Source organism: Psychrobacter sp. PAMC 21119, from assembly GCF_000247495.1.
GTDB lineage: Bacteria > Pseudomonadota > Gammaproteobacteria > Pseudomonadales > Moraxellaceae > Psychrobacter > Psychrobacter glaciei.
In genome coordinates this window covers 40,305-53,597 of the sequence record NZ_AHVZ01000019.1, presented here as the reverse complement: position 1 = coordinate 53,597, position 13,293 = coordinate 40,305, and the positions used below count along the sequence as shown (strand labels likewise).

At 44.4% G+C, this 13,293-nt stretch carries 9 protein-coding genes; 6 read left to right on the top strand and 3 right to left on the bottom strand.

Annotated features, from left to right (window positions below; genetic code table 11):
- The first annotated feature begins 138 nt into the window (after nt 1-138).
- The 3 genes from RH96_RS07740 to RH96_RS07730 all read left to right on the top strand — a co-directional run bounded on the left by RH96_RS07740 (nt 139) and on the right by RH96_RS07730 (nt 3,336).
- Nucleotides 139-921 (top strand): response regulator, encoded by a 783-nt coding sequence (locus tag RH96_RS07740; RefSeq protein ID WP_010199450.1) that lies wholly within the window; start codon nt 139-141, stop codon nt 919-921.
- Nucleotides 922-1,135: 214 nt separating this feature from the next.
- Nucleotides 1,136-2,974 (top strand): two-component system sensor histidine kinase CreC, encoded by a 1,839-nt coding sequence (creC, locus tag RH96_RS07735; RefSeq protein WP_010199446.1) that lies wholly within the window; start codon nt 1,136-1,138, stop codon nt 2,972-2,974.
- A 161-nt stretch (nt 2,975-3,135) separates the two neighbouring features.
- Nucleotides 3,136-3,336, top strand: coding sequence for a hypothetical protein (locus tag RH96_RS07730; protein ID WP_010199444.1), 201 nt, complete (start codon nt 3,136-3,138; stop codon nt 3,334-3,336).
- Nucleotides 3,337-3,544: 208 nt separating this feature from the next.
- Here the strand turns inward: RH96_RS07730 and aroC are convergent, their stop codons facing one another.
- Together aroC and prmB are read right to left on the bottom strand one after the other, a co-directional pair.
- Nucleotides 3,545-4,648: a chorismate synthase gene (gene aroC, locus RH96_RS07725; protein ID WP_010199441.1), complete on the bottom strand. Its 1,104-nt coding sequence runs from the start codon at nt 4,646-4,648 to the stop codon at nt 3,545-3,547.
- Nucleotides 4,649-4,724: 76 nt separating this feature from the next.
- Nucleotides 4,725-5,891 carry a 50S ribosomal protein L3 N(5)-glutamine methyltransferase gene (prmB, locus tag RH96_RS07720; protein WP_010199439.1) on the bottom strand — a complete coding sequence of 389 codons (1,167 nt, stop codon included), beginning with the start codon at nt 5,889-5,891 and terminating at the stop codon, nt 4,725-4,727.
- Between the two features lie 355 nt (nt 5,892-6,246).
- On the opposite strand from prmB, the gene RH96_RS07715 reads away from it, so the two are divergent.
- Entirely contained in the window at nt 6,247-7,614 is a 1,368-nt protein-coding gene (locus RH96_RS07715; protein WP_010199437.1) for a L,D-transpeptidase family protein, read from the top strand.
- Between the two features lie 202 nt (nt 7,615-7,816).
- Here RH96_RS07715 and RH96_RS07710 read toward each other — a convergent pair whose 3' ends face one another.
- Nucleotides 7,817-8,029: a hypothetical protein gene (locus RH96_RS07710; protein WP_010199435.1), complete on the bottom strand. Its 213-nt coding sequence runs from the start codon at nt 8,027-8,029 to the stop codon at nt 7,817-7,819.
- A gap of 310 nt (nt 8,030-8,339) precedes the next feature.
- On the opposite strand from RH96_RS07710, the gene RH96_RS07705 reads away from it, so the two are divergent.
- Nucleotides 8,340-10,100, top strand: a complete 1,761-nt coding sequence (locus RH96_RS07705) for a DUF389 domain-containing protein (RefSeq protein ID WP_010199431.1) — start codon at nt 8,340-8,342, stop codon at nt 10,098-10,100.
- Between the two features lie 274 nt (nt 10,101-10,374).
- A complete protein-coding gene (gene alaS / locus RH96_RS07700) occupies nt 10,375-13,047 on the top strand; it encodes an alanine--tRNA ligase (RefSeq protein ID WP_010199429.1) in 2,673 nt (890 codons plus the stop codon).
- The last annotated feature ends 246 nt before the right edge of the window (nt 13,048-13,293 follow it).

The following is a 13,293-nucleotide window of genomic DNA, read 5'->3' as shown; positions in this document are numbered from 1 at the left end:
GCATCATTGGATAAGAACCATTTGCTCAATACCCTGCTTTTCCATCAAGTTTTCACACTGTTTGGATAGTGGTAGCAAGAGCAGGCTGCTGTTTTGTGCTACGATAATTTACTAAAATTATAAAACGATATAGAAACTATGACCCATATTTTACTGGTAGAAGACGATCCTGCTATTGCGATGTCACTCAAAGTTACTTGCAAACGTGAAGGCTGGAAAATCACTTGGCTAGACAATGCGAGCAGCGTGTTACCAATGCTTCATAACCTTGAGGCGCAAGATCTATCGGCGATTATTTTAGATGTTGGCTTGCCAGATGGTGATGGTCTCAGCCTCTGCCAACAAATACGGCACACCCCTGATATCGATGGCTTAAAAGACATCCCTATCGTATTTTTGACGGCTCGTAGCGACGAGGTTGATAGAATTTTGGGTTTAGAGATGGGCGGTGATGATTATTGTGCCAAGCCTTTTAGCCCGCGCGAGTTGGTTGCCCGTCTAAAAGCCATTTGGCGACGTGAGCAATTACTGTCTAAGCAATCTGCTACTCATACCACAGCCACTGATAATACCACTAACCGTGCTTCATCGAACAGTATGTCAGGGCACGCATTGACGTTTGAATGTCAATCTGGCGTTTGGCATTACCAACCGCTCAATTACTCCTTGATGTGGCAAGAGCAAAAGCTGGAGCTCAGCAATACCGAGCGCAAAATTTTGCTGACATTATTGCAAGCACCCAATCAAGTCTTTAGCCGTGAGCAATTACTCAGCGCTGTGAGCGACTACCCTGATCATCGCTTGGCCAGAACCATAGACAGTCATATCAAGTCCATTCGTAAGCAGCTGGCCACTGTCGACGCGAGCATTGAGGTCATTCATACTCATCGTGGATTGGGTTACGCATTATGTCCCGCTTAGTCATAACTAACTATAGTCAGGTCAATATAAAAAAGGGACAGCGTGACTGGTATAAATTTTTCGTAGCCTCTGTCTGCGTAGGCACAGCAAGCAAGAAAAGTTTGTGCCAGTCACGCATCATCATGTCGTGTACCCATTTTATTTAGTATCAACTATATAGCCATATTTTGATTAAAATCGATCTTCTATAACGTCAAATAGCATACCTAAAAATATGAATCATAAAACCAGTGATAGCGCTAATAGCCGCCCTAATACTCATATTAATAACAAAGCTGACAATAGCATTGATGCCAGCCAAAGCAATTGGTATGCAAAACTGCATCCCATTGGCACCGCGCAGCAAACGACTAAACCAAAACGACTGCTGAATTTGAGTATTTTTTTTAGGATTTGGCTTACGTTGGCGTTGGTGTTGATTATCTGCGGTGTGGTCGCATTTACTCAGCTGTTTGGTTATGTCAAACCGACGGCACAGCAAGTCATCGAAGACACGTTATTAGATACCAGCAAATTGCTGGCGGCAAGTTTACAGATGCCACTGTCTTCAGGGCAGCTATACGATGATGCCTATCAAAGAAGACTTGATGCGGCATTTATTGGCATGCCAGTAATTGGCGAAACTCAAGAGCCTGAGTATAAAAACAAAAATTATAGCAGCTTTCGGATATACGTAACGGATGCTAAAGGCGTCGTCATATATGACTCTTTGCCTGAACCCGACAATGATGAAGGACGAGATTATAGTCGCTGGAACGATGTTTATTTAACGTTAAAAGGTCAATATGGCGCCAGAAGTACGACACGAGATCATAGTCAGCGCGATGGTACGGTCATGTATGTGGCGCAGCCGATAAAAAATAACGCTGGCAACCTGATTGGTATCGTCAGCGTCGGCAAGCCTGTCGCGAGCGTGTTGCCGTATTTGGACAATACGCGCAATCGCATGCTTATCACAGCACTGCTCATGAGTATTGCTGCTCTTATATTAGCAGGACTGGTGGCATGGTGGCTTAAGCAAAGCATTACCTTGGTTACCCAATATACCAGTGCGCTGGCAGAGGATACCAAAAAGCCCTATTTTTACTTAGGTCATGAGCTTAACAGCCTAACAAATACCATCGAATCCATGAAGCATCGGTTGGAAAATCGTGCCTATGTCACCGACTATGTCCATACCCTCACCCATGAGCTCAAAAGCCCCTTAACTGCTATCCGCGCCAGCAGTGAGTTGCTAGAAGACGACGGGCTTGATGAGGAAGACCGACAGATGCTCATCCAATCCATTGGTGAACAAAGTATCAAAATGCAGCAATTAATTGACCGTTTGCTATTACTTGCTAAGGTTGAACAACCCAGCTTTAAGCTGAATCGGCAGCTGACACCTCTACTACCGTTATTGCAAACTCTTGCAAAAAACAATACCGCTAAATTGCAACAGCAGCACCTAGCGCCTATCGACATCTATCTTGATGATAAACGAGTTGCTGATACTGTGAACTTACCAGCAGAAGTATTAACAGCTACTAGCGTTTGCGCTGACCAGTTTTGGTTGGTACAGGTGCTGCAAAACGTATTGGATAACGCCATCCACTTTGCCGATAGCACAGTCGCTATTTATCTGCACAGCACCGCGCAAAACAATTCTGCGCAAACTGTGACTATTGATATCTTTAATAATGGTAAGTTACTACCTGAGTATGCCGTTGGTAAAGCGTTTGACCGTTATTTCAGTTTATCGCACCAGAGTCAATCTACTGATACTACATCAGAGCCTCTATCAACATCTTCAACAGAGAAAAGTTCAACTGCCGATACTGAGCAAACACAGCCTAGCATGTCTGGCAATACGCCAAAAAAAGGGACGGGACTTGGCTTAACTCTTGTGAAACAAGTAATCGAACATCATGGCGGTCAGGTTGCTATTAAGAATATTCAAGCAAATAGTAATGACAGTAGTAGTAATATCAATGAAAGCAATGAAAGCAATGCTGCTATTACGCAGTATTCAGGCGTGATGGTCAGTATTACTTTGCCTTTAGCTAAAGAATAAATATTTGGCTAAAATAGACGCGCTCACTTTCTATACTCAGAAACAAAATGATTAATAACGACAATTCATTAAACTTCCATCATTCCTACACAGGTTTTCTATCTGCTTGTTTTACGATAGCGTCATTCAAATTCGTTATCAAAACTAAGGATAGAAATGCTATGAAAAAATCTACTAACCAAAACCAAATGATAAAAAATTGCTTAGGCTACAATCGTCAGCATTGCGCACAGACTTTATCGAACCAAGGCATCGATAGTATCGAATTCGGCCATTGGTTGGCCATTCCCAGTCAACAATTACTCTTGGTGTTTCGCCATCAGCAGTGTGTGGCGGTTGATGATTATCAAGTAGCTGCTTAGAACTCTTATTAAGGCTACGAAAAACTCATCCCAGTCGCACTGCATCTGTTTCAAAGTGAATCCATTACATTATTAGTTTGCTGATCGCGCCCTACCTGTTGAGTCACTCATTTTTAATCTTCCACAAAAAAACCCTTGGTTGTTTCTAATAAAATTATCAGAAGCAATCAAGGGCTTAAATCTCTAGGGTATAATTTGAAAAACCACCCTAAGTAATCGACTCTACCGGCTGCTTTACATCGCCATTTTGACCACGATGACGCAGGTAATGATCGAGCAACACAATCGCTAGCATGGCTTCTGCGATAGGCGTGGCACGGACACCAACGCACGGATCATGACGACCCTTGGTCAGCATATCGATCGACTCACCTTGCGTGTTGATACTCTTGCCGGCGGTGGTAATACTAGAGGTTGGCTTAAGTGCAATACTGACACGGATATCTTGTCCTGATGAGATACCCCCTAAGATGCCACCCGCATGATTGGCAGTAAAGCCGTCTGGCGTCAGCTCATCACGAGAGCTATGACCAAACTGCCCTGCGACTGCCATACCATCACCGACCTCAACGCCTTTGACCGCATTGATACTCATCATAGCATGAGCGATATCTGCATCGAGACGATCGAATACTGGCTCACCCAGTCCAACGGGTACACCACTGGCGATAATCTCTAAACGTGCGCCACAGCTAGTACCTTCACGGCGTAGTTTATCTATCAAAGTCTCAAAGCGACTGACAGCATCGGCATCGGCGCAAAAGAACGGATTGCTATTCACAAAGTCCCAATCGATTTGGCTTGGGTTTAGAATATTGCTGTACTCATTGCCAATTTGGGTGACATGACCACGGACTTGCACACCCAAGCGTTCTTGTAGATATTTCTTAGCGATAGCACCTGCCGCCACACGCATCGCAGTCTCACGCGCTGAGGAGCGCCCGCCACCACGATAATCACGAAAACCATACTTCATACTATAAGTATAATCGGCGTGACCGGGACGGAAGGTATCTTTAATTTCGCTATAGTCTTTGGATTTTTGATTGGTATTACGAATCAACAGGCCAATAGACGTGCCGGTTGTCTTACCCTCAAACACACCAGAGATAATCTCAACTTCGTCAGACTCGCGGCGCTGGGTTGAGTACTTAGACGTACCCGGTTTACGGCGATCTAGATCAATCTGTAAATCTTCTGCGGATAATGCTAAACCCGGTGGTACGCCATCGACGATTGCCATGAGACCAGCACCATGCGACTCACCGCACGTGGTAACCGTAAAAACCTGCCCAATACTATTGCCTGCCATATTTATCCTTAAACAAGTAAACGCAACTTATGCTAATTTGACCCATTATTTATAATTATTGACTGCCAGTCTAGACCTATTGATGACTGTCTAACATCTGCACAAAAGGAGCAAACAGCTGACGATGCGCCATTAGCTCATCATAGGTAATCGCAAACACCCCATGACCGCCATGAGCAAACTTCAACCAGTCAAACTGAATCTCAGGATAGGCTTGCTTTAGTGCCCATTCGCTATCGCCCACTTCACAGACAAGTAGACCTTCTGGGCTTAGGTAATCTGGTGCTTCAAAAAGAATGCGATGTACCAGATCCAGTCCATCTTGACCTGCCGCTAATGCGTGCTCAGGCTCGTATAAGAATTCAGGCGGTAAATCTGCCATGATAGCAGCATCGACATACGGAGGATTGGTAACGATAAGCTCGTATTGATTTTCAGCAGGAATCTTGGCAAACAGATCCGACTCAATCACATTCACTTGATGACCAAGATCATGGTGATCTACATTGACCATCGCCACTTCAAGCGCACCTTTATCAATATCCACGGCATCGACCAAGGCATCGACGAAACGTGTTGCAAGCGCAATCGCAATACAACCAGAACCCGTGCATAAGTCTAAAACACGCTCAGGCTGTGATAGTTGCTTGATATCTAAACCATGATCGTAAAAAGCGGTTGCCTGATCGTTGACATTCATACCCAATGGCTTGGCCAGCTCATTGGTATCAAAGTACGGATGGAACTGCTGACGAATCAGCTCTGCCACAGGTGAACGCGGAATCAAAACCCGCTCATCGACATAAAAAGGCAGGTCACAAAAGTACGATAAATTAATCAAATAGCTCAAAGGCTTACGCTCAGCGATACGCTCTTCTAGCAAGCTCAGTACCACTTGCTTCTCTGATGTGGTCAACCGGCAGTCTAGGATCTGCTCATTCGCCGACCAATCTAACGACAAAGAATGCAATACTATCGCCGATGCTTCAGCAAACTCATCAGTCGTTCCTTGAGCCACGACCACATCATAATTACGAAGCTGAGTAACCGAAAAACGTATAAAATCGCGAATACTGACCAGCTGCTCGCGTGCTTCTTCGAGCTCTGCAGGCAAATTGGCAAATTGATCGTCTTCACCGAGAAGCCCAGTCTCTGAATCAAATACCATACCACCCTCTAGACCATCGTCGTTGAGGTACTGATTTTGAAACTCTTCTGCGCTCATTGTTTGGTCTTCTGACATATCGCACCTTGCTGATTACATGTCCACTGACGACATGCGGGTAAGTTAAATTGCTCTTTATAATGAGCTGACTTATTAAATAAGAATCTAGCCAACCATTATAGACGCAAACGCTAGATAGCGCCAATCACTGTGCTTTTTAGTGTAAAAAAAATAGCATATATAACAAGTGACTTACGTTAAAATCCAGCAAAACTTCATACATACCATGGCTAAATTATTGCCCAACTGTAGTGAATACGTCAGCAGTTGACGTTTAGCACCCTACGGACATAAAAATATGTGTCAAAAGTTTGCGAAGCTTATTAATTATGCGCATAATAGCTTCATTAGTAGCAACCACAAGTAACTCAATATGATGAAAATAAAACCGCTTATTACTGCCATATCTATCGTTGTCGTTAGCGCCAGTGCTACTGCATTTGCTGCCACCGCTGACAGTACTCGCACATTGCCAGTACGCACCGCTGACTCAATGCCTAGTATCGCCAAGAAAGTCAGCCTTAATGTGCAAGAGAGTCGCGCTCCTGTCACTGCCGCAAAACCAGCTGACCGCATGACACAATTGATTGATTCAAAGCAAAAGACTAAGCCGTCAGCAGTCACTGCTGATAACATAAGCGCAGAAGAGCTGACCCGTAAGGATGAGCAATCTGACAGAACTGATGATATGAGCGAAGGTCAGGCCGTTGCCGCCCCTAGCGATGTCTCGTCTATTGACTCATCTGACCCTTTAGCTTTTGAATTGCCTGAGAGCGAAAAACGTCAAGACTTCAGTGATGACCCCACCATCAAAAACATCGAAGACAAAGATGGCAAAAGATATACCACGCTAAACTTGTCCAACTACGCCACACAAGTTAACGATGCTGTTTGGTCACCAAGCATGAAGGTTAACTCAGCGATGACCATTAAGATGCAGGCATTGCTCGATTGGAACCATGCTTCTCCTGGTCCTATCGATGGCGGCTGGGGTATGAACAGCAAAAAAGCCCTGATCAATTTCCAAACCATGAAAGGCTTGCCAGCAACCGGGAAAATGGATCAAAAAACTTGGAATGCCTTGGTTAAAAACATCGCTGCTAATAAGCCAGTGCTAGTGACTTATACGCTGACTGAAGATGACATAAAAACCAACTTCGCGGCCACTCCTTCTGGTTCAGAAGCAAAGTCAAAAATGAAAGGTCTTTATTACCAAGATATCAAAGAGATGCTGGGTGAACGCTTCCATATGGACGTACGTTATTTAGACAAGCTCAATAAAAATAAAACGTATACCGCTGGTGAGACAATCACTGTATTGAATACTCGTGAAAAGCTCAATCAACGTATCAATCGCGTGGTTGCCAATAAAGCAGACAAAACGCTGTACGCTTACAATGATGACAAACTGGTTGCCACTTACCCAACGACCGTTGGTAGTGATGCCACACCATCACCAAAAGGTACATTTAAGATCATCAATAAAGTCAAAATGCCTTGGTATAAAGCAACCGTTGGCGAAGGTGCTCAAAAGAAAATCCATATGTTACCGCCAGGACCGAACAATCCAGTAGGTGTGGTATGGATGGGAATGTCTAAACCTTCTTATGGCTTACATGGCTCACCAGTACCTGAAGGTATCAGTCGCCAAGGGTCAGCAGGTTGTGTACGTTTGACCAACTGGGATGTGTTAGAGGTTTATGCCAATATCGAAAACGGCGCAACCGTTGTCCTCAACTAAACTGGCTTAACGATGAATGTACCACTCGTACTCGTCGATTGAATAAGCAATCAGAAATACTAAACAAAAAAGACCCTCTTGGTAGGGTCTTTTTTTATGGCTGAATTTGACCAAACACTGACACAGTGTTTATAAATCAGCAGAAAAAATATCAATGTAAAATATAGTCAAGGAATTTTAGAATCGCCCATCGTGCTGCGCCTTATACTTTGTAACCTTCCTCGTTACCAGTAATGCTGCCGACTTTTTTGGTGAAAAATAACCCTGCAGGAATAGAGCACAAAATACCCGCTGCTACTGCCATTTGGATATGGGGTATCTGATTGAACCCTGTGACCAAAGCGCCAATCATAAAGACACCAATGGTAACTGTTGAGGCGATTGCATAGATGACAGAAAATAATGGCCAGTTCATAACTTATTCCTTATTTTTGTTGTGGGTATACTACCTTTATACACTAAACCCACAAAAAAAGTAAGTATTTAATTAAAACCTTCAAGCCAGTTATATCGGGTGACCTAGCATAAAGACCCTAATATAATTAAGGATTTATCTACAATAGTATTCATTGCAAGAAATAGCAAAATACATTGCTTTTATCAGCTATCAGTTGATTTTATATCTGCTTATTTCCCGCCTGCCTAGTCGTAAAAAACTTATACGCTTTTCTAAATTTATCATTACAATAGTGACTTTCTGTCATTCTCTAAGAAAGTTTTCCGCTATGACCTTACCTCATAAACAGTTACCTGTTGAGTCAGCAACGACAAAAGACGCCTCAGACGAGATTGACCTTCAACAGGCATCAGAGTCTGTTGCTCATACAAATGTGACTGATGAAACTGTATATAGTGAAACTGTATATAGTGAAGCTTTAAATAGTGAAGCTTTAAATAGTGAAGCTTTAAATAGTGAAAATTCAACGAATCCTGAAAGCGACATTGAGCAAGACGGTATCGAGCAAAAAGATCTAGGTGCACAGCCTCCTGAAGCTAAAGTAACGATGGAATCGCTTGGACCGAATGTGGTGGTTGCGAGCGTTGAAACATCGGAGCCAGAAACCCAAGTATCTGCCGACATGGAAAAAACAGAAGTTGGCGCGTCAAATGCTGATAATGCAGAAAAGCAAGGTACTGAAAATGGTCAGGAGACGCTAGGCGATGAAGCCACAGTTGAAGCAGAAGATACTAAAGATTCTGCGGTGCTGAATACTGCTAGCAAAGCCAGTCATAATGAACCGACAGCAGATGCAACTCATTCTAAGACAGACGAAAACATGTCCGTAGAAAATACGAATGTAGAAAACATCAATGACGCCAACGCTGAGCCAGATAAAGACCCTGCTGTAAAGGCGCAAGATAATGATGATGAGGAAAAGGACGAAGTCAAAGAACAAAAAGAAGCCAAACTAGAGTCTTATAAGCAATTTGTCGCTGAGCAGTTTAATAATCAAAAGGTAGACTATCCAGAAGTACGCGTCAGAATTGAAGCAAATGCGCTGCCCAGCAAAATGTATTTCATCATGAACATACTTTCTGCCATCATCGCCAGTTACGGGTTGGTGACCAATTCAGCCGCTGTCGTCATTGGTGCGATGTTGGTCGCCATGATGTTAGGTCCGATCACAGGAGTGGCGCTAGCGATTATCGACTACCGCGCGCCGCTGTTACGTAAGTCGCTTATTACGGTTATTGCTGGTATCTCACTGGTCGTATTGGTCGGTTTCATCGTTGGTTGGCTGCATAAAGATCAACCGTTGACGGCAGAAATCCTATCACGTACCCAACCCACTTCCATGGACTTAATGATTGCCTTAGCGGGTGGTACTGCTGGTGCTTATGCGATGGTATCACCGCATTTATCAGTCGCCGTCGTGGGTGTGGCAGTCGCCACGGCCTTAGTGCCACCTCTTGCCGCCAGTGGTATTTTATTTGCCAATAGTGAGATTCAGCTTGGCTTTGGTGCTCTACTGTTAGCCATTACCAACATTATTGCGATCCAATTTACCAATGCGCTTGTCTTGTGGGTTTTAGGATTCCGCCGTTTGGTGAAGGACGATTATAAATCCAATACTTATCTAACTTTTTTGCAACGTAATGCCGTGACTTTGCTGTTGTTAGCAGGATTGGGTACTTATCTGACTATCAATCTACAAACCAATGCCAAGCAACAAGTCTTTGAAAGCAGTGTTAAAGAGGCGATCAATAGCTACTTTATTGACAAAGGTAATGTGCTGACCAATACCCAGTTCGATACGGCGGAGAAAAACCAGATCGTTCGTGCTGTTATTCGGGGCGAGACCACTCCAAGCTCCTACGATGTCCGCCAAATTGAAGCCGCTATTACCCAAGACATGGCGGAAAATTTCCCTGATTATTTACCGATCAAAATACAATTACGCTACTTGCCGGTGCAAGTCATTGAATCGGATCCATTGATACAAGACAAACTCGACAAGACCGATGCGGCGATTTTGACCAATTAGCTTTTATACGCTACCAAAACCATCGACTATAGTCATTCCACTATAAAAGTGTTACTGCGTTAACCTCGCTCGAAGTATTTGATATACATCTACACTTGGTTGCCTTGTACTACTTTTAAATTGAATCGACTATATCTAGAGACGCAGAATAACGCAGCAGTTGTAACTCTTGTACCAAGAGCTTAGGCGTTTGTGCTAAAATCGCTTGCAAAATTATTTAATCCTTTTTTATGTTAAAGCCATCTTTAATCCCATCCGTCAGTAAGGAGCCGCTGTGAGCCAGCCATTTCGCTCAGCCGATATTCGTCAAGCTTTTATCGATTTTTTTATAAGCAAGCAGCATACCCCTGTTTCTTCGTCTAGTTTGATTCCACATAATGACCCGACATTGCTGTTTACCAATGCCGGTATGAATCAGTTTAAAGAAACCTTTTTGGGCATGGAACCACGCGACTATACCCGTGCGGTAACTTCACAAAAATGTGTAAGAGCGGGCGGCAAACATAACGATTTGGATAATGTCGGCTATACCGCCCGTCATCATACTTTCTTTGAAATGCTTGGCAACTTCTCCTTTGGTGATTATTTCAAGCAAGCAGGTATTGAATACATTTGGGAGTTTTTGACGTCAGATAAATGGCTAGCGATTGATAAAGACCGCTTGTATGTCACCATCTATGAAACCGATGACGAAGCCTTTGATATTTGGAATAAGAACATCGGTATTCCAAGTGAGCGCATTATCCGTATTGGCGATAATAAAGGCGCGCCTTATGCCTCTGATAACTTTTGGACGATGGGCGACACGGGTCCTTGTGGCCCTTGTACCGAAGTCTTTTATGACCACGGTGCCGATATCGAAGGTGGCTTGCCTGGCACGCCTGAAGAAGATGGCGATCGCTATATCGAGATTTGGAACTGCGTATTTATGCAGTTTAACCGTCAAAAGGACGGTACATTGTTACCACTACCAGCCCCAAGTGTCGATACGGGCATGGGGCTTGAACGTATTAGTGCCATCATGCAAGGCGTGCATGGCAACTATGAGATAGATTTATTCACTCATTTGATGGATGCTGCTGCTGAGATTTTAGAGATTGATAATGAACAGCAATCATCCTTAAAAGTCATCGCAGATCATATTCGTGCCGTGTCATTCTTAATCGCTGATGGCGTCATGCCAAGTAACGAAGGGCGTGGCTATGTACTGCGCCGCGTGATTCGCCGCGCCGTACGTCATGGCAATAAGCTGGGCGCTGATAGTGACTTTTTCTACAAGATGGTCGCGCCGCTCGTGGCTGAAATGGGCATAGCCTACCCTGAGCTAAAAGACAAACAAAGCGTCATCGAAAACGCCATTCAAAAAGAAGAAGCACAGTTTGCTAAAACCTTGGCGCAAGGTCTGCGTTTGCTTGCCAGCGAACTTGAAGGTCTAAAAGATGGCGATACGCTCTCTGGTGAAGCAGCCTTCAAGCTCTATGATACGTATGGCTTCCCGCTTGATTTGACCGCCGATATCACTCGCGAGCGCGGTATTGCTATCGATGAAGCGGAATTTGATGAGCATATGCAAGCACAACGTGAGCGTGCGCGTGATGCTGGCAAATTCGACGTCGATTACAGCAGCGTCATTCAAGTAGAAACGCCAACGACATTCATCGGCTATGAGCAGCTTGAAGAAGATGGCGTGATTGTTGACGCGCTTTATCAAGACGGCAATCCAGCAGATAGTTTGACGGAAGGTATGGAAGGCGTTGTGGTATTAGATCGCACCCCATTTTATGCTGAAGGTGGTGGTCAAGTCGGTGAGCTTGGTGAGATTCGTACCGCATCTGGCGTCTTTGAAGTCCAAGACACCAAAAAATCGGGGCAAGCCATCATTCACTATGGTGTTGTTACCATGGGCGACATTAGCACTAAGCAAACCGCTGAAGCACAAGTACTCTCTAGCATCCGTGCGGCCAGTGCCAAAAACCACTCCGCCACGCATCTATTGCATGCAGCGCTAAGAGAAGTATTGGGCGACGCGGTCACGCAAAAAGGCTCATTGGTTTCAAGCGAAGTCTTACGTTTTGACTTCTCTTATGACAAGCCCGTTAGTACTGCTGAAATCAGCCGTATCGAACGTCTCGTCAATGAACAAATCCAAGCCAACACTCCTGCTCGTATTGAAAATATGTCGATTGATGACGCCATGAAAAACGGTGCAATGGCATTATTTGGCGAAAAGTACGGCAGTGACGTTCGCGTACTGACCATGGGTACAGACACTATCGTTGATGGTCAACGCAAGCCCTTCTCTATCGAGCTATGCGGCGGTTTGCATGTACAACGTACTGGTGATATTGGCGTGCTCAAAATCACTAGCGAATCAGGTATTGCAGCTGGTATCCGCCGTATTGAAGCCGTCACTGGCATGAATGCGGTCAAAAACATTCAGCAAAGCGAACAACAATTAAGCGAGCTCGCCAGTCAGCTCAAAGTAAAACGCCCTGAAGTCGCTCAGCGTGTCCGTACCATGGCAGATAAGCAACGCGACCTAGAAAAACAACTAGAGCGCTTACAGCAAAAAATAGCCAGTGCACAAGCTGCTAACCTACTCGATGATGTGCAAACCATCGCAGGTACGCCAGTTCTTATCAGCACCCTAAGCGGTATCGATGGCAAATCGATTCGTACGCTGATGGACGATATCAAGTCAAAACTGCCTGATAGCGTCATTGTATTGATTGGTGACAAAGATGACCAGTTAGCGCTAGCAGCTAGCGTAGCGAAGTCTGTCACTGCTAAAGTGAAAGCCGGTGACATCATTCGTCATTTGGCGGGTGAGCTGGGCGGCAAAGGCGGCGGTAAGCCTGACTATGCACAAGGCGGCGCACCGAAATCTAGTAACAGTGCAGCGGTTATCAATGCGCTACCGGCTTGGATTGAAGCCCAGCTTAGCTAAGCTGGCAAAAACACGGAGCTTCACGCTGGTCTATAACGCATAGAATACGTGATTGGTTATAGCCATTATAACCAATCGCCATATATCTAAGCAGTACTGAGACTTAAAGTTACGCTGTAGATATGGTATAAAGGTCGACGTTTGAAGATATTACTCATTCACTGAGGTTGAAGCAAATACCACTATATGAATGAAAGACATAGGGCGTAACTCTTATAATCTGGCTTTATCTATATAAACATTGAC